At 42.8% G+C, this 19,985-nt stretch carries 9 protein-coding genes; 2 read left to right on the forward strand and 7 right to left on the reverse strand.

Annotation, left to right across the window (positions count from 1 at the left end):
- A complete protein-coding gene (locus K7X70_RS23690) occupies nt 1-1,671 on the reverse strand; it encodes a hypothetical protein (RefSeq protein WP_222539396.1) in 1,671 nt (556 codons plus the stop codon).
- A 227-nt stretch (nt 1,672-1,898) separates the two neighbouring features.
- On the opposite strand from K7X70_RS23690, the gene K7X70_RS23695 reads away from it, so the two are divergent.
- Both K7X70_RS23695 and K7X70_RS23700 read left to right on the forward strand, forming a co-directional pair.
- Nucleotides 1,899-3,179, forward strand: a complete 1,281-nt coding sequence (locus K7X70_RS23695) for a BamA/TamA family outer membrane protein (RefSeq protein WP_255607616.1) — start codon at nt 1,899-1,901, stop codon at nt 3,177-3,179.
- Between the two features lie 114 nt (nt 3,180-3,293).
- Nucleotides 3,294-3,881: a DUF4142 domain-containing protein gene (locus tag K7X70_RS23700; RefSeq protein ID WP_222539397.1), complete on the forward strand. Its 588-nt coding sequence runs from the start codon at nt 3,294-3,296 to the stop codon at nt 3,879-3,881.
- Between the two features lie 92 nt (nt 3,882-3,973).
- On the opposite strand, the gene galB is transcribed toward K7X70_RS23700, so the two are convergent.
- The 6 genes from galB to K7X70_RS23730 all read right to left on the reverse strand — a co-directional run bounded on the left by galB (nt 3,974) and on the right by K7X70_RS23730 (nt 19,974).
- The gene (gene galB / locus K7X70_RS23705) at nt 3,974-6,484 is read right to left on the reverse strand and encodes a beta-galactosidase GalB (protein WP_255607617.1); all 2,511 of its coding nucleotides are present in this window, start codon (nt 6,482-6,484) and stop codon (nt 3,974-3,976) included.
- A gap of 79 nt (nt 6,485-6,563) precedes the next feature.
- Nucleotides 6,564-7,970 (reverse strand): hypothetical protein, encoded by a 1,407-nt coding sequence (locus K7X70_RS23710; RefSeq protein ID WP_222539398.1) that lies wholly within the window; start codon nt 7,968-7,970, stop codon nt 6,564-6,566.
- A gap of 32 nt (nt 7,971-8,002) precedes the next feature.
- Nucleotides 8,003-9,601: a RagB/SusD family nutrient uptake outer membrane protein gene (locus K7X70_RS23715; protein WP_222539399.1), complete on the reverse strand. Its 1,599-nt coding sequence runs from the start codon at nt 9,599-9,601 to the stop codon at nt 8,003-8,005.
- Nucleotides 9,602-9,620: 19 nt separating this feature from the next.
- Nucleotides 9,621-12,722 carry a SusC/RagA family TonB-linked outer membrane protein gene (locus K7X70_RS23720; protein ID WP_255607619.1) on the reverse strand — a complete coding sequence of 1,034 codons (3,102 nt, stop codon included), beginning with the start codon at nt 12,720-12,722 and terminating at the stop codon, nt 9,621-9,623.
- A gap of 70 nt (nt 12,723-12,792) precedes the next feature.
- Nucleotides 12,793-15,696 carry a glycoside hydrolase family 31 protein gene (locus tag K7X70_RS23725; protein WP_222539400.1) on the reverse strand — a complete coding sequence of 968 codons (2,904 nt, stop codon included), beginning with the start codon at nt 15,694-15,696 and terminating at the stop codon, nt 12,793-12,795.
- Nucleotides 15,697-15,819: 123 nt separating this feature from the next.
- Nucleotides 15,820-19,974, reverse strand: coding sequence for a hybrid sensor histidine kinase/response regulator transcription factor (locus K7X70_RS23730; protein WP_222539401.1), 4,155 nt, complete (start codon nt 19,972-19,974; stop codon nt 15,820-15,822).
- Between the last annotated feature and the right edge of the window lie 11 nt (nt 19,975-19,985).

A 19,985-nucleotide genomic window follows, 5' to 3' on the forward strand; every position in this document is an offset into this window, starting at 1 on the left:
CTATAATTGCGTTTCCATATAAAGCACAAAGAGATTCGGACTGGCATAATAAGCATTTCGACGCACATGTTTAATGGCTAATTGCAATTCTTGCGGCGAATAAAGCTTTCGCATGATCACCATTAGCTGATTGAGAACGGGCGTTAGCTGCTTACCTGCCATTTGATCTTCAGGATGATCTCTTTTATGAATTAAGCGGGTAAAGAAAACAGTATGGTACTTCAATGACATTTTTTCTGCGAATCTGATGATCACTTCATAAGTCACAGTGCTATCCAGATAGTCCAGCATTTTTTCATAGCGACCTTCCTCATCTAGGAGCTGAAACCAAAACAACCTCGCTCCAGGTTGGTCAGCAGCCAATCTACGAGCTCTGCTCAACAGATTATTTCGCCATTTCTTCTTTTCTTCGCTTTCTACAATATGTTTACTCACAAATGAATAAGCATCAAAATCAAATGACCAGGCAAAAGTCTCTTTTAATACCATAGCTAATTTCTGATTATCTTCCAATCTGCTATAGATTTCAGCGAGGAATTTAAGATACGACTTGTTGTAATCTGAAACGCAATTATTGGCAATCTGCTCCAGGCAATACTTTTCGGCAAGCAGTAAATGTCCCTCTTTAATTAGCAAGCCAATCAGCAAATAATTATAATCATTTTTATAATGCATCGGCTTGAATAGCAGATAATGTAATTCAAACAACCCACAATCCACAACCATATTAAACACTACCGCTACATAATCTTCCTTATGCTGGAACTTCTGACCGCTTAGTCCAATGTATTGTGTCAACAGATTTAAAGCAAGTTTATGTTTCCGTTCCTCCTCACTCAAATTATATAATTGAACCAGGAAAGACAAATAGTAATTTCTGATATGAAGAAGGTCTACGTGAATTCGCGCTATGAAAAAATTAACCACTTTATCCCAATAGGCTTCCTCAGTAATTTGGTGAACCAAGGGAATAACCTTCGACAAAATACCTTTGTGGTAGGTTTCAATCCTATTGCTGTTAGTCTTCAAATTATATTTGATTTCATTCACCACATCCAGAATGGCATCAAATCTCAGGAAAGCATCTTCATCTCCCATCCTCTGGAGATAATCATCAATAATAGATTCATGCAGCGTTTCCCATAATCCAATGATCCTTTTTACCTCTGCAATTTCTACGACTTTACGATTGCTTACAACTGCTTTCACTGCATCAAAACTTAAATTCCTCAACTCTTCAACAGAATAAGCTTCGTGTTTAACTGAAAATTTCTGAGTAAAAGCAAGTGCGAGGTCTTTATTTTTGCTGAATAATTCTAGCAGCCAAACTTTTAGCTGATCAGGGTCGGCTTGCTGAACAAGGCTTTCCAGAGGATTTATTTTGGTGATTCTTATAGCAGAGGACTTTCTTTTCCCATTGATCAAGTACAGCAGTAACGCTGCTTTATGATTGCAAAATAAAGTTGCAGCTGGACAATCACAGCTATTACTAACCATATCCCCTGTGGTATCAAATACAATTTCGGTATCAAAAGTCTGGTCCCTTTCATCTACATAGGCCTGAAAACGATCTTTCCCTATTTCATCGCATTCCCTCACTACAGTTTTTGCTACTTTTGAGGTTAGTTCCTTGGAAAATAATTCCTGGTATTTCTTTAAAACAAATTTCATGGTCTAACCTATTATTTAAATACCCTCGCCACCAGCTCAGCAGCAATGAATTTTAAGATGAATGGTAAATGTAACATAACACCTAGTATAATTCTTATATACTTTTTCAATTATCCAATTATTTTTATTGGAACAGTAATTGCGCCTTATTTAACAAATCAAACATTAGCTTTGCTAATTCCTGGTAAGGAAGCCAGGAATACCTCAACAATTATATTTTAAATCAATTGAAAATTAAGCAATTCTCCAAAATAAGCATAGTTCTATTGGCCCTGGTCGTATCTGGAGAAGGATATAGCTATGGGCAATCTACAAACCCGAAAGATTCATTGAATAGAGATAGTGTAAAAAGCACTTACGATATCGCTGATTTAATCCACCAGATCTTTCGTCCGGGTAAACCACAAAAGCCTGCACAGAAAAAATCAGGCATCACTCCTATGCCTAGTATTGCCTACAATCCAAGTATCGGTGCGCAAATTGGATTAAAGGCGGTAGCAGGAAGAGTACTTGGCCATGAACCTAACACCTTGATGTCTATTGCCGCAACATCTGCTTCCATTACGACGAAAGGGATTATTTATTTTTACCTGGCCCACAACATCTATACTCCAGGAAACCGCTGGAATTTCCAGGGAAGCCTGGTGGCTGCAAAAACCGTGGTTCCTGATTTCGGATTCGGCATTGGTGCAAAAGGAACAGGCACACCTGAGGAAATCATCCTGGCCAATCCGGATCGGAAAGGTTATGTCATCCATGGCCAATATTACAATTTCCGGGAAAAAGTATACAAACAAGTGATGGATCACCTTTTTGTTGGCGCAGGAGTTTCCATTGACATCAGAAGGGCGTTAGAAGATAAAAGTAATCCCGACGGCCTTACCCCTTATCACATTTACAGCAGGGAAAAAGGATTTAAAACCGACCATTACCTTGCTAATGGCTTCCTGTTTAACCTCCAATATACCACCCGCGACAATCAGAATCGTGCACATAAAGGAATTTATGCAGATGCAGGCCTGCGGGTCAACCAAAGCTGGATCGGCAGTACCAAAAATGCAGTTCAGGTCACTACAGATTTCAGAAAATACTGGAGTCTTTCCAGTAAAAACCCAGAACACGTACTCGCTTTTTGGAATTGGGGTTCTTATTTAGTCAGCGGAACACTGCCTTACCTGGAACTTCCCGGTACTGGTAAAGATGCCAATTACAGAAGCGGAAGAGGATATACAGTTGGCTATTTTAAGGGAACAAATTATTTCTATTCGGAATTGGAATACCGCTTCCCTATTACTGCAAACAAGTTTTTAAGTGGAGTTACCTTCGTTAACGTGCAAACCGCCAATGACAATCTAGGAACCAAAATATTCCAGAAATGGCAGCCTGCTGGCGGCGCTGGCTTAAGGATATTGTTCAATAAAGCCACAAGAACTAATCTGTGCGTAGATTATGCTTTTGGTAACTATGGCGCAAAAGGCTTGTTTCTGGGATTAAATGAGGTATTTTAATCATCAGGCGATGCTCTTTACGCAAGCCCTGAATTCCCTTGAACGCCACACCCAAATCCTTTGGAAAACAATAAGTTAATAACGCTTGTTATAGGGGAAACAAAATCTTAAGTTATGAAAAAATTGATCTATTTATGTGCAATTTCTGCTACTGCATTTGCATTTCAAGGATGTAATAGTAGTACAAAAGATGCCCGACAAACTGCGGATAGTTTAAACATGGTGAAAGACACCACCTCAAATGAAAAGATGACTGGTGGAATCGCTGTGGAACCTTCTGATTCAGAGTTTGCAACCAAAGCTGCTGTTGGCGGCATGGCGGAAGTAGAATTTGCTAAACTTGCACTCACAAAAACCGCTGATGCCAAGCTTAAAGAGTTCGCAACAATGATGGTTACCGACCATGGTAAAGCCAACGAAGAATTAATTGCCATTGCTAAAATGAAAAACATTACGCTTCCTAATGGACTTGACGAAGCACATCAGAAAAAACTGACTGAGCTGACTCAGAAAACAGGCAAAGACTTCGATAAAGCCTATACAGATGCGATGGTGGAAGGTCATAAATCTACGCTTGATCTAATGAAAAAAGAAGCTAAAGATGGCACAGATAATGATCTGAAGTCTTTTGCAAGCAAAACTGAACCGGTGGTGAAAGCTCACTTGGACATGATCAAAGCCATCCAAGACAAGATGAAATAACCTGCGGATCAAGTATAAAAACCCAGCAAATAAACATTAAGGCCCTAAAGTTTTCATCAACTTTGGGGCCTTAATGCTAAAACATCTTTTTCTTATTTTACAAGGACCTCTATAAATCCGCTCTGTAATCCTGGGGAACTTGCCATCAACCGAACCTTTGAAGGTTCCTTTTTGGCTTTCAGAATCACCATGACCAGCCCGTTAAAGGCTTTGTGTGGATTTGCCTGAAATGACTCATGGCTGGTAGGACTCCCGTTATCGATTCCCGCAATGCTTGCCGGCCCTTCAATGCTAAACGCAACCTGATGAGTGGCATCAGGAATTAAGTTACCTTCCTGATCCAATATCTTGACGGTGATGTAAGACAAATCCTTTCCATCTGCATTAATTTGTGTACGATCGGCGGTAAGCACCAACTTTGCCGGCTGACCGGCTGTGGCGATGTTTCGCTCCAAAACTACCTTTCCCGATTTTCTGGAAACCGCTTTCAAGGTACCAGGTTCATACTTTACTTTCCAGGAAACCTTCATCTCCTGCCCTTCTTTTTTCCTGATGCCTAAAGACTGATCATTCAAAAAAAGCTCCACTTCATCCGCCTGACTGTAATACGCCCATACCTCTACCAGCTGCCCTACTTTCCAATTCCAATGCGGAAATACATGAAGCACAGGGGTGTTTGTCCAGGCACTCTGGTACAAATAATAAACATCCTTTGGGAAACCCGCCAGATCAATGATGCCGAAGTAAGAGCTCCTTGCCGGCCATTCATAAGGCGTTGGCTCACCGAGATAATCAAAACCTGTCCACACAAACATCCCGGAAACCATCGGATTGTTTTCAAATGCCTGCAAAGTTTCCTCATGCGTAGATCCCCATGGTGTCCTGCAATTGTCGTAGGCCGAACAGCTTAAATCAGCATTGCCAGTCAGCAATGGTTTATCCCAGGCTGTTGGCCAGATTCTGATGCTATCTGATGGTAAATCATAATGACCACGGGTTTGTAAAGCAGAAGTAGTTTCTGTGGCGATGAGTTTTTTCCCCGGATAGGTTTTATGAAAATCTTTCCACTTATCATGGTTGTAATTATAACCAATCAAATCCATTGCACCAGACTGGATCAGGTTGTTATAAGTATTTACGTCGTTATTGGCAGTGGTTACCGGTCTGGTTGGGTCCAGATTTTTGACCATCGCAGTTAAAGATCTGGCGATCACGCGGCCAGCAGTGTCGGCACCAGTTCCCCATTGTTCCTGAATCTCATTTCCTGTGCTCCAGATGAAAACGGAAGGATGGTTTCTATCTCTTAACACTAAATCTTCCAGGTCTCTTTTATGCCATTCTGCCCAATTCAGGTGCCCATCAAAATCTGTCTTTTTCTTTGCCCACATATCGAAAGCTTCATCCATCACGATAAAGCCCATGCGGTCACATAGATCCAATAATGCCGAAGCTGGAGCATTGTGCGAGGTTCTAATGCCATTACAACCCATTCTTTTCAGCATCTCCAATTGTCGCATAGCGGCGCGCTCATTAAAAGCAGCCCCCAAGGCGCCTAAATCATGGTGATTGCATACCCCTCTGATTTTCAATTCTTTTCCATTGAGTATAAATCCACGATCTGCATCAAAGCTGAAACTGCGAATTCCCAAAACACTTTCCTCCCGATCGGTTTCTTTTCCTGCCACCCAAACCTGAGTTTGAATGCGGTACAAGTAAGGATCGGTATCCGACCAAAGCCTGGGCTGTGACACCATTAATTCAGTGGTCATTTTCAGCTCATGCGGATCATTAAGCTCCTTTTTCTGCACTGCGAGGCTCGTTTGAGGATTGAATTTCTGCCGCTTACTGGCTACTAATCTGTCCTGCTGATCATAGATGAAAGTCCTCAATTCTCCTGCTGGAAACGCTTTCAAAGCATTAATGATCCTGCTTTCAACTTTTACCACCGCTTGGGCTGCATTTACAGATGGGGTCGTTATAAATCGCCCCCACTGGGCAATTCTTAAGGCCCCTGAACTGATCAATTTCACATCCCGATAAATACCTGAACCGCTGTACCAGCGGGAATTGGGCTGTTTACTATTGTCGGCGCGAACAGCGATGGTGTTTTTTGCCCCATAATTCAAATAAGGAGACAACTCATATTGAAAAGCAATGTAGCCATTCGGTCTTTTTCCAAGAAAATGCCCATTGATCCAAACTTCTGCATCACGGTAAACCCCATCAAAGTTGATGGCCAGGTATTTCCCTTTTGAACTTGCCGGGATCACAAAGGTTTTACGATACCATCCAATCCCACCCGGTAAAGCTCCTGCGCCAAATCCTGCCGGATGGGATTTACTAAAATTCCCTTCAATACTAAAATCATGGGGCAAGTTTAATTGACGCCAGGATTGATCTGGATAAACTTCTTGAGTTGCTTTAGGATCATCGCCAAGAAAAAACTTCCATCCCTCATTAAAATCAAGGATCTGCCTGGACAATGCTGCATTGGCTCGCTTTTTAAGTGTTCTAACTGGCAATCTGACCAATTCATTGGCCAGTAAAGTTTCTGCGGGAGCAAAACATAAAATGATCAAAAGGAGAGGAATTCGGAACATCATATTGAAATTATAGCTGATTATCGGATAAAAAAAGGAGCCTTTTCAAGATTGAAAAGGCTCCAACGGGACATTAAGAACGTTATAAAATATAGTGAAAGGCGAACCATTCGTCCTTTTCTGCATTATAATCGGTGCCAAACCAGATGCCCAGGCTTTCGACTTTTCCGGGGAAGGCTTTGACTACCTTAAAAGTATTTTTCAGAGGACTCATAAAACTGCCTGGATTTTGGATCAATAAATCGCCATTTAAGGTTACTTCATTTGTCGCCTCATTGATGGTAAAAGTACCTGAGCTGACCATGCCATTCTGACTCCTTGTGTATTTTAAACCACCAACGCGGTTAAATAAAATCCAGGAATCTTTGGCTACAGCATCCCAGGAGTCATTCCAACCCCAATCTCTGCTGTCTGCATGGGATTTCGTCCAGCCTTTTCCTTTGCCAATCCAGTCGATCGGGTTTCCAGTAGCGTCAATTTTCCATAACCTGCCGGAAGCCGTTCCTGTAAGCATCGTTAATAGCTCACCTGTCTTAAATGTCGGATCGAAACCTGCATCAGGGCCGGTTACAGGCGGCACATAATTATCGGAGAAAGACTTGGAAAGGAAGTTATAAACGATCATTGCGGGGCCTTCGCCATCCACATCTTTATCACGAATCACGCCTAACTGCATGGTATTGGCATCCAGGGAAAGAACCTTGTAATTGGTCCAGTTGCTGATACCAGTCATCCCATTTTTGGCAGGTTTATATCCTCTAAGAATGCTTGCATTATTAATGGTGAGCGTTTTAGAACCTATATTTAAGATGTAAGTTCCAGTCTGAGTTTTCCCTTCCTCCATTGGTTTTACAGCTTTGAATGTAGCTAAGCCTTTTAAGCTGAAAGTCATCGAGCCATAGTCGCCCTTGGTCATGATATTAGGGTAAACATCGCCTACACCCGCTTCCCAAACCCAGCAATCACCACCATAACAGCCGGTATTGAAGTTGCCAAACGGGTTTCCTTCTTTAAGCCAGCCATTGTTTACCCCATAGAAATATAAAGGGCTATTGAAGAATTTCCCTTCCGTATCTAAAACCCATTGTTTTTCTTGCCCTACACCACCTGAAATGGCGGTCCACAGCGGGTTATTTACATAATTCAGGTTGTCTTGTGTCACTTTAATCAGGACGGAATCCATCTTTACGATCCTTCCACCGGTAGCTACTGAAAATCGCACTACATAATCCCCGGCGAAGGCAAACTTCACCGTATCTATCATTTTAGTAGAAGTACCGATTCCGAAATCCCACATCGGCAGCGTCCCTGGGGTCATATTTTTAAGGATCACCGTATTCCCACCGGCATCGGCTTTCAAGTCCTGAACCACCTCAAATTTAATCGCCGATTTGTCCAGCACCTCTCCTATGCTGTGTTCGTTTTTTTTGCAGGCGAGCAGCAGCACAGGCAGCATGAACATCGCCAATAATTGTTTATATCGTTTCATTTTGTCTCTTTTATAATCGTTAAATGAAGCCCCTACCATCCTGGATTCTGTTTTAAAGTACCGTTAGAAAGGTTGATTTGTGTGTAAGGAATCTGCTGCAAGCCTTTTGTCGCTATGATATTGTTGGCCGAAATGACCTTCTGTGCGGTTTGACCGCCATTCAATATCGTTGTCGTTTCTGCGATCTCCTGTGCTGCTTTATTGATGCCCTGACGGAGTAAATCATAATAACGAATCCCTTCAAAAGCAAACTCCAGTCGGCGTTCTTTCATGATGTTTTCCTGACTGATCACTAATGGCGTAAAAGCCCCTTGCAGCGCACGTTGTCTGACCTGATTGAAATAAGTCTGTGCATTTGGGCTGCCCAATTCTGCCGCCATTAACAATACATCTGCGTAACGGATGGACACATAATCCTGAAACTGACCGATGCTAAAGTTTGGGTTCCCATTCGCATTTGGCAATGGTTTTCCATCCTCCCCGATCATCGGGCTGTATTTTTTAATATAATAACCCGTGTATTCCCTTTGTTTATTCTGACTTACAAAACCCAGTTTTTCATCTACGATGGAAATGATAGAGCCTGTTTTTCGGGTATCACCGGCAGTATAGGCGTTCCATAGTTTAGGGTTTACAGTTTCCGCGCCCCAGCCACTTCCATAAGGAAAGAGCGATTGATCACGGATCCCTCCAAAAACCATCCAGTGGTTTCCGTCGGTATTGCCATTATAATCACTGGTATACGTGTATTTTATGGCGAAAACCGTCTCTTTATTGTCTTCTCCGACATAAGCAGCTAAAGATGCAGCTGGCCATAAGTTCGCAAATTCGGCAACCAAACCATAACCACCATTGTTGATCACATCTTCCAGACCATTCAATGCTTTTGCTTTTGTAACCAGTCCAACCAGGTCTGTTTTTGTATAATAACCGGTGTAAAAAAGAAAAACCCTACCTAGCAATGCTTCTGCAGCATATTTAGTCACCCTGCCATGATCGGCAACCGCCTGAGCTGGATAAGCAACAGGCAGCATGTTTGTAGTAGCAAAAAGCAAATCTTCCGCAATCACTTTATACACTTCGTCCGGATTGGACTGAGGAATATTCTCTGCCGAAGGCTTCGTCAACAGTGGGATATTCCCCCATAAACGCACCATATCAAAAAGCAGATAAGCGCGCAGGTAACGTGCTTCCGACTCATAAGTCTTTCTCAATTGTGTATCATTTCCCCATTGGATCTGATCCATTTTATTGATGAGCATATTACAGCGGTACAATGCTTTGTAGTAAGAAGTCCAGTTCGGACCGAATAGATTCTGATCTGAAGGAGAGCGTGTTTTATCAAATTCATCTAACATCTGATAACTGAATCCATCTGCATTTCCGGTACCCCCAAAAGTATTGTCAGACAAGACTTCAGCCGCTACAGGCAAGGCCACCCCATCTGCCCAAACCACTTGCAATCCATCATAACAGCCCACCAATGCAGAAAACGCATCTTTTGGGGTTCTGTAGAAGTTTTCCTCCGTCACCGTAGTAATCGCTTCTGTATCCAGAAAACTCTTCTTGCAGGCCCCTAAAGTCAAAAAGAGCATTGCAGTTAGGCCTATTTTTATATTTATAGCTTTCATATTTTTAAGTTCAGGGAGGTTAAAATCTAAAGTTAGCACCGAACATAAACGTTCTTGGTCTTGGGTAATAGCCCAGATCGATGCCCGAGGCAAAACCTTCCGTACCGTAGCCAATCTCCGGGTCCATGCCATCATATTTGGTAAAAGTATAGAGGTTTAAAGCAGCCGCGTATAACCTAAGTTGTTTCAGGTAGCTCTTTTTAAGCACTTTACCGAAATCATAGCCGATGGTCACATTGCTGATTCTCAGGTAATCTCCTTTCTGAAGGTATAAATCTGAGAAATTGGTCCAGTTCCTGTTGTCTTCGGTTACTCTTGGCATCGTATTAGAGCTTCCTTCACCATGCCAGCGGTCTAAAATGCGGGTCGTATAATTCCCAAAAGGATTGGCCTGATTGCGGTAAGATTGTACAATTTCATTTCCTACTACTCCCGAAGCCAGAATAGAGAAGTCGAAACCTTTGTAATCGGCAGAAAGACTGATTCCAAAAGTATAGTCAGGATTAGGTTTACCGATCATTCCGCGATCCAGGTTGTCAATTATGCCATCACCATTTACATCTACATACCTGACATCACCAGGCGCTGCGGAAGGCTGAATCACCTTTCCTGCGGCAGACTGGTAAGCCAGCACCTCAGCTTCTGTCTGGAAAATCCCAGCTGTTTTTAAACCCCAGAAATAGCCAATCGGAAAGCCATTCTCTGCCCGGTAAAACTCCAGGGAATTGTCGTATAACTGATTGGTCAAACCATGCACAATTCCATCTGCTGTAGGAATCTTACCTACTTTATTTTTGTTGTAGGCGCCATTCAGGCCGATTGAGTAGTTGAAATCGCCTACATTACTTTTGTAGGTAAAGGCCAGTTCTATCCCGCTGTTGGTCACATTACCACCATTGATAAAGGGCGCATCTGCACCTGCAGTAGCCAAAATAGGCGCTGAAATCAACCAATCTTTGGTCAGCTTGTTGTACCAATCGAAATTCACAGATAGCTTTCCTTTCAATAAAGTCGCATCAAAACCTATATCCGTTTGCTCGGAAGTTTCCCATTTCACATTTGGGTTACTGAGTCTGCTTGGATAAGATCCAGGGGTTAATACACCTTCTTTATCGCCAAATGTATAATTGGTATTGTCTAATTTTATAGGAGTCAGGTATTGAAATGAGGCAATATTCTGATTGCCCACTTGTCCCCAGCTGGCTCTGATTTTCAAGAAATCCAGCCAGTTTTCCTGTCCTTTAAGGAAGCTTTCGTTGGTCACAATCCATCCTGCAGAGACAGAAGGGAAATATCCCCATCGGTTTTGTGCCGCAAACCTGGAAGAACCATCTGCTCTGAAAGTGGCATTGATCAGGTATTTCTCTTTGTAATTGTAGTTCAATCGGCCAAAATAAGACATGCGTCGATCTGCATCATCAGGTCTGCCGCCAATCGTGATCCCGTTGCTCTTTTTATTGAGCGCATTGCTCAGCCAGGCATGATCCAGGTCGTCAAAGATCAGGTTACTATTGGTGCCATAAATCCCGGAACCATCTGCCTGATAAGCCGAACTTCCTGCCATGACTTCAAAACCATGGTCTTTTTGAAGGTCGAACTTATAGCTCAATAGGTTGTCCCAGATCAAAGATTTCCCTTTATTCATCGACTGACTCACCTTCGTTTCGGTATTGTAAGCATAGATAGAAAGGTTGTAAAGCGGGCTGAAAGAACGACTTTCAGAAGCATTGTAATCCATTCCAAGACTTGTTCTGAATTTCAGATTCTTGATCGGTTCTACAATTAAATAGATATCTCCCAGCAAACGTTGATTATTTCTCTTGTTTTGGTTATTCAATACCATTAATGCGTAAGGATTTGCCTCCCCATTGTTCCAGGTTGAATTACTATTGTCAAAGAAATTGCCCTGATCATCGTATACTGGAACAAATGGACTGGTGTTAAAAGCGGCGCGCAAGGTATTGTTGTACTGATTGCCTACGCCAATTCCATTGTTTTTAAGGTCTGAATAAGTAAGGTGCTGTCCGATTTTAAGCAGGTCATTAAAGAAATTGTGTTCGGTATTGATTCTAAAGCCATAACGTTCGTAATTAGAAAGACTCTTGCCGCCTACTACGCCTTCCTGGCCGGTATAAGACAAGCCAAGGGAATAGACAGAATTGTCAGAAGCACCTGAAGCGCCAACCGAATAATTCTGGGTCAGTGCGTTTGAAACGAACATTTCATCCATCCAATCCGTGCCTTTTCCTAATGCATCCAGCTGTGCATTACTGAAAAGCGGTTGTTTGCCCCCATTAATTGCGGCCTCATTCATCATGGAAGCGTATTGAGAAGAATTGAGCATTTCTGCCTTTTTAGCTACATTTTGTACACCTGCATAGGCATCAAAGGTGATTTGAGCGGCTTGTCCGCGCTTTCCTTGTTTGGTCGTCACAAGAATCACTCCATTGGCCGCCTGTGAACCATAAATCGCTGCGGATGCCGCATCTTTTAACACATCTATAGATTCAATATCTGCAGGGTTCAGGTAGGAAATGTCGCCGGTCAGTACGCCATCTACGACGTAAAGCGGTCCGGAATTACCGATGGTACCGAGTCCGCGAATGGTGACGCGCATGCCTTCTCCAGGTTGCCCGGAAGTGGAAGCAATCTGAACACCAGGAGCCTGGCCTTGAAGTCCCTGCAAAGCATTTGTGGTGCTTTGTTTCTGGATCGCATCACCTTTTACCTGCACTGTTGCCCCGGTAACCAGCTTTTTCTGCTGCACACCGTAGCCCACTACCACTACTTCGGAAAGGTTTTGCTGGTCTTCGGCGAGGGTCACATTGACCACATTTGTAGCAGGTACTGTAATTTCCTTGCTGATAAAGCCAATAGAACTGATTTGTAAAACATCGCCAGTCTGCGCATTGATCACAAAAGCGCCGTCTTGATTGGTACTTAAGCCTCCAGTCTTTCCTTTTATTTTAACTACTGCGCCAGGAATCGGCAGCCCATTGGCTCCGGTAACTTTCCCGCTGAGCTTACGCTCCTGTGCCAGCACTTGCTGGCCAAAAATCAGCAGCGAGCACAACATCAGCAAAAAGATGTTCGTTCTTTTCGAATTGAATTTCTTTTCCATGCCGTTCATTACGATTTAGTAAATAATTGATTCATATTATATTTGGTTATGTTAGGTTTTGCTCGTTTATTTACAATTGAATTTTCATTTGTTTTCCGCTGTAGTTCAGACTGTAATCTGCTTTTTGGTTAAAGTCCAGCCCTTTTCCTTTCTTCGGACTGATCACAATGATTCTAAAATTGCGGTTCGGCAGCATCCCTGCGAAACTTCCTTTTCTGTCGGACAACAGCAGTTCTTTTGTACTTTCTTTATATTCGATATCAATGTTGGAAAAAGCGCCTTTTTCATAATTGTAATTGCGGCCTTCATCTTCATACAGCGAGAAAGAACCGTCTTTTCCAGTGTATACAAATAGCGTGATCGTGTCTGCTGGTTTTTCATCCGTATACTGCAATGCAGGCCCTGTAGGTAGTATTGAACCTTCTTTTACATAAACTGGCATCCTTTCATAGCTAGCTACCACTTTTAGGTTTTGTCCGCCTTTAAAGTATTTCCCAGTATAGAGATCATACCAGCCTTGTCCTTCCGGCAGGTACAATTCTTTTGTTTTTGCTTTGTATTCATAGATCGGATTGATCAGTAAAGCTGGCCCAAACAGGTAAGCATCGTTCAGGTTGGAGGCTTTTAAATCCTGCGGAAAGTCCATCATTAAACCACGCATGATCGTGTAATCACGTTGAAAACTTTGTCCGGCGAGAGAATAGATATAAGGCATGAGGCGATACCTCAGCTGGTTATAATACAGCATACTTTTATACGCAGGATGACTTTCCGGCGCGATGTTATAGATTTCACGGAATGGATATTGCCCATGTATACGGAATAAAGGCACAAATGCACCAAATTGGAACCAGCGTGTATTCAGTTCCCTCCATTCTTCCAGATCTGCCCCTTTAGCAGCTTCATAGCGTTTTTCTACAGAAAAACCTCCAATGTCCATGGTCCAGTATGGCATTCCCGACAAAGAGAAATTGACACCAGCACTGATCTGACTTTTCATATCTTCCCATCTGGAAGCGATATCACCACTCCATGCGGCGGCGGCATAACGCTGTAAACCTGCAAAAGCGGAGCGCGTCAGGATAAACACCCTATCGGTATTGTTCTGTTTACGCTGGCCTTCATAGATTCCTTTGGCGTTTACCAATGGAAAAGCGTTGAAATAAGTGGTCGAAGAGCCTGCAAAAGTAGGGTTCATGAGTTCTTTCCTGATCTCTACCGGCAGATTGGAGTGCATATCCGGTTCTGTCGCATCCATCCACCAGGCATCAATTCCTTTACTGTACAGCCTTTTATTCACCAGATTCCAAAATGCTGTTCTTGCTTCCGGATTAAAAGCATCGTAAAAGGTATTAGAATATCCTTTTCCGATCCAGTCTCTACGCCCATCCTCGATATTACGTTTGTATAGGAAACCATTTTTATCAAAATCATGGTAGATATCGAAGCCTTTATTGAACTTCGGCCATACCGAAATCATTAGGTTTACATGTTGATCGTGCAAAGATTTGATCATTTCCTCCGGACTGGCGAAACGTGCGGGATCAAATTGCTGACTGCCCCATTCTGGTTCTTTCCAATACGACCAGTCCAGTACGATGTTATCCAATGGGATTTTACGGTCGCGGAAGGCTTTTGCAGTCGAAAGGATGTCGTCCTGTGTTTTATAACGCTCCCTGCTTTGCCAAAAACCCATTGCCCATTTCGGCATTAACACTGCTTTACCGCTAACTTTGCGATAACCGGAGATCACTTGATCCGCGTTTTCACCGCCAATGAAGTAATAATCTAGTCCGGCACCTGATTCAGATTGCAAGGCGAAGGTATTTTTAAGTGCGTCCGGAACTGGTGGCAAGCAGGTTAACCCTAAGTAAGACTCCCCACCATCGGGAATCCATTCCATTTTGAACTTTACTTTCTTGTTTTTCTCTAGATCCAGATCCAGGATCGCAGCGCCTGGATTCCAGGCCTGGCGCCAATAATCAGCCACCAGCTTACCGTCGAGCCATACTTTTACATAACCCGCGTATTTTAACTGAAGCTGATACAAGCCCGCTAAGCCACTTTCTAAACTTCCTTCGTAACTGACTAGCGCATCTTGCATTTTTATGCTGTCAGGGAATTTATGTTGGTCTGTGAGCCAATTTATGGAAAGCTCTGACACAGGTTTGGTAAATAATATATTTTCCGGTGAAGATCTTTTAGCAAAACTAGCCGTAATCCAGCCTTCAGTTCCTTGTTTAGAAATCAGTTTCAATGCAGATAAAGGCTGATAATCACGGATGTCGCCGGCGCGGGTGATGGAATAATTATCCCAGAGCACTCCATATCCTTTGTTGGAGATTAAAAATGGAACCCCGATTTCAGTATTGTACTGAACCAGGTCTACCCGACGGCCCCTGTAATTCATCAATCCCTGTTGATGCTGCCCTAAGCCATAATACGCTTCCTGATCCTGGGCATCAAATACCTGAACCACCTGATAAGAAGGCGAGCCATTAAATACCTGGGGTACTAAAGCTTGCATGGCCAGCTCTGTTTGCTTCAACAAGCGCTTTCCAGCGGCATCACGGTAAGTAACCAAACCGTTTTGCTGTGCAATTTCGACGCGCAAAGCTTTTGTTTTTAATACAATAGCTCCGTTTTCTGTATCAACAGTAAAAGGTACTGCCGCGTTATTTGCCGTGCTAACCGCCATCAGGCTGTTCTGCGGTGCGAAATCTTCAGTTAACGTACCGGTTATATGGATCACCTGATCCGTTACTGGTGTTAGCCTGATTTTTCTAATGCCTGTTAAGGAGTTTGGAATGCTGACTTCAATTCCTGAAGTCGTTTGGATGTAGCTTGCCTTTTCTTGCCGGTTTACCCTTGGCTTTTCTTGTTGATGTACGGTTGATTTTTCCTGGCCCTTCACTTTTACCAGCAGCAATACACTGCCTATAAAAATTACGGCGATGACCCTAATTTTACGCATTGGTAAGATTTACAATTTATACTTGGTTGATTAGGATTAAATGTATCAGGAAAGAATTCAGCGGAGGGCATTCAAATGATAACAAATGGGTATCTAAATGTTAACAGAACACCTCTATAAGGGTTAAAAAGAGGTTTCCCCGATTTTTTGATTTGCGTATGCCGATGGAAGAATATCGAATTCCTGTTTAAAATAACGGCTAAAATGCTTGGGGTTACTGAAACCTACTTCATAAGCGATTTCGGCAATACTGAGCTGTGATTTTAACAATAAAGCTTTTGATTTATGCAATCGATACGAACGGATATATTCGATCGGGGATTTTCCGGTCAGCGGTAGAATTTTCTTGTACAAACCTACCCTGCTCATGTTCAGGTCGGAACTCAGCTGATCCACAGAATAGGCAGAATTTGATAAGTTCTTTTCCAAATGTAATCCCAGTTGTCTCATAAACTTATCATCCAGGGATTCCACTTCCGATTCCGCAGGTTTAAACTCTACCTGCTTCTGATAGGTTTTCTTCGCTAAGGCCTGCTGTTTCAGGATATTTCTGATTTTAGACAGGAGAATTTCAAAGTTAAAAGGTTTGGTCATGTAATCGTTGGCACCGGTTTCTAAGCCCAGCAGCTGCTGATCTTCATTGCTGACAGCCGTGAGTAGAATGACTGGCAGATGCGCGGTTCGTTTATCAGATTTGATTTTCTTACAAAGCTCAGTACCATTCATTTCCGGCATGGTCACATCGCTTACAATCAGGTCCGGGTGAGAGGACAAAATCTTTTGCCAGCCTTCTTTGCCATTTGAAGCCTCTACAATCTGGTAAAATTCGCTGAGGTTGTCTTTCAGGTAAAAGCGGAAATCCTCATTGTCTTCGACCAGCATCAGGATTTGCTTTTTACTTTTCCAGGTAAAGTTTTCTTTGGGATCCTCGGAGGTATTCATCAGAGCAGCGCCTTCATCAACCAGTTCCTGCTTTTCCACCCCAGCCTCTGTTTTACCAGCATCAGCTGCTGAATGGCTATTGGCTAGATCCAATGAAACACAAAACTCAGATCCTTCATTTAAAACACTGTTTACATGTATCTTACCGTCATGTAATTTTACAAATTCTTTAGTAATAGAAAGGCCAATTCCTGTGCCTTGATTGACAATAGAATCCGGCATGTCGTTCTGGAAGAAACGCTCAAATATGCGTGCTGTTTTATCGGCTTCCATGCCGATTCCTGTATCTGAAACCTTCAATAAAAGCGTGGTATGGCTTATTTGCTGCTGGACAATTTCCAGCGTTACCCAGATCTTTCCACCTTCCGGCGTAAACTTAAATGCGTTCGAAAGCAGGTTAAACACAATCCTTTCCACTTTATCATGATCAAAAGCGACCATTAAAGTCTGTGCTTCGGTATGAAAACTGAAATTGATGCGTCGCTGTTCAGCCAGGTCATTAAAGGAAAGGCAAAGCTCCCTGATAAAGGAAATCGCTTCTCCAGGTTTAGGGTGCAACCTCAATTCCCGCACCTCCATTTTACGGAAATCCAAAAGCTGGTTCACCAGGTTCAACAAGCGCTTTCCATTGCGGTGCATGAGCTGAAGTTCTTGCTTTTTCGGTATGACATTCTGTCCGATCAGTTTTTCTAAAGGCGTAATAATCAGAGACAATGGAGTCCTGAACTCATGACTTACATTAGTCAAAAACTTAATCTTCATTAAGTCCAGTTCATGCATCCTGCTGGCCTGCTGACGCTCTTGTTTCAGTAAGAATTCTTTATTCAAACGTGCTATTCCACGATGCCTGATCCATAGCAATCCACCTCCAATGGCCAGTGCATATAATAGGTACGCCATCCAGGTGCTCCAGAACGGAGGCTGTATGATGATCTTTAAATCCGCCTCGTTATTGACCCAATTTCCGGAGGCATCCGTAGACATCACTTTGAAGGTATAAGCACCCGGATCTATGTTTGTATACGTCGCGCGACGGCTGTTTGGCTGGGGCTCCTGCCAATGCTCATCAAAGCCTTCCAGCTTGTATCGATACCTGATTTTATGCGGATTAAAATAGTTCAGTGCTGCAAATTCAATTGCAAATCCATTTTGATTGTGTTTCAAGGTAATACCATCTGTAAAAGAGAGTGACTTCTCCAATAAAATACGGCCATTTACAGGCTCTCCGATGCCTACACTTTTGTTTTCCACCTGCAGGTCTGTAAAGACAATTACAGGCTTGGAAAGGTCGTTTTTAATCCTTTCAGGCTGAAATAGATTGAAGCCATTTGCTCCCCCAAAAGCCAGGTCGCCAGTACTGGTTTTATAGCCGGCATTGGCATTAAATGCACTTCCCTGTAAACCATCGTGTTCATCATATTTATGAAAAGTATAAGAGAAATCACGCTTGGCAAGAGGTTTTACGACTACATTAAACAGCCCGTTTGCGGTGCTTACCCATAGATTCCGTTGGTTATCTTCTACAATTTTCAAGGTTGCCTTTTCCCCGAGGCCGTCCTTGGTATCGAAGTTCCTGAACGCTTTTCTGGCTGGATCCAACCTGCTCAAACCGTCTCTGGTAGCCGCCCAAATAAAGCCATAACTGTCCTCCAACAGGTCGTATACAATGTTATTAATCAGGCTATTTACATGGTTATCTTCATGTTTATAATGAACAAAGCTGCCATCAGGTTTTAACTGGTCAATCCCATCGGAACTTCCGATCCAGAGGTTGCCTTTTTTGTCTTCAATCAGACAGGAAAGGAAATCAGAATGAATCCCATTCTTTGCCCCAGCACGAAAATGGCTGAACTTCCCGGTACTTCGATCCAGCAGGTTCAGACCACCACTCAAAGTGGCTACCCATAAGTTCCCGCTACGATCTTCCAGAATGTCCCATACCCGATCATCAGATAAGCTGGTAGGATTTCCAGGTTCATGTCGATAATGGTTAAAGGTTTTCCCATCAAAAGAATCCAGTCCGCCGAAATAGGTACCGATCCACAGGCGCTTGCCCTTATCTACAAACAAACTCACTATGATGTCGTTACTTAAACTATTCGGGTTGTTGTGCTGGTGCTGGTATCGCTTAAACTGTTTGGTTTTTCGGTTGAAGTAGAACAATCCACCGCCATTTGTGCCAATCCACAGATTTCCCTGATCATCCTCCGCAAAGCGGTTCACATCATCATAAACCAATCCATCCGGACTTGCACCCTGGTGTCTGAACAAGGGAAATTTAAGAATCTTCTCATGGTAAAAACTCAGCCCTTTCTTAAAGGTACCCACCCATATAATCCCTGAGATATCTTTATATAAACATGTAATGCTATTTTGACCTATGCTTTTAGGATCATCCTCTTCATGAAGCAGATAACTCAGTTTAAAGGTCTTTTTATTGAGCACATTCACCCCGCCATGATCGGTACCAATCCAAATCTGACCATGTGGATCCTGCAGTATTCCGCTAATCAAATTGCTGTTTAAAGCACCTGGAGCCTTATCAATCTGACGGTGCTGTCCAGTTTTAGGATTAAAATAAGTGATCCCCCGCTGGTTGTTCAAGGTATACATCCAGAGGTCGCCATCTTCATCCGCAAATAGCTTAAAATCCTGCATTTCTGAGGGATTAGAAGTTTTGAAAGTCAAAATGCGTTGTTTCAATTCTGCGGTTTTCCGATCCAGCCGCTCCATGGTCTTGTCGCGGTGAATGATCCAGATTGCTCCGGCAGGTTCGCTTTGAATCCCAGAGACCGGACTATCCGACAAAGACTTTTCGTTATTCTTTTTAAGCTTTAAATGTTTTGTTGAGGCACTGGAAACTTCGTATTTATAAATGCCCTGTTCCTGTGCATTAAACCAAAAATCACCGGCTTTATCTTTCAGTACTTCTCTAATGCCTTTGGAATCGATGCCAATGCTTTTAAACCAGGTTGTCGTATTGCGGATAAAGCTTTCTGTTTCAGGATCGTAAATATTAGGACCGCTGCGTGTTTCCAGATAGAGCTTATGCCCTGGAAGTTCATAGATATTAGTGATGAAATCATCTATAATAGAGCTGGTATCCCGTGGATTGTGTTTAAAAACCTTGATCACCTGTCCGTCGTAACGGTTGAGCCCTGAAAGTGTCGCAAACCAAATAAAGCCTTTAGAGTCTTTTAAAACAGCATTCACCTGGTTGTGAGACAGTCCGTCCGACAAATCCATTCTAGAGAACTGAATCTGTCCTGGCTGTGCGGAAACTTCGGAACAAATCAATAAAAAGAGTAATAAAACGAGTGTTCTTCCTGGAAACATGGATTTTACAT

The sequence above is a fragment of the Pedobacter polysacchareus genome (assembly GCF_019802255.1).
GTDB classification, from domain to species: Bacteria; Bacteroidota; Bacteroidia; order Sphingobacteriales; family Sphingobacteriaceae; genus Pedobacter; species Pedobacter polysacchareus.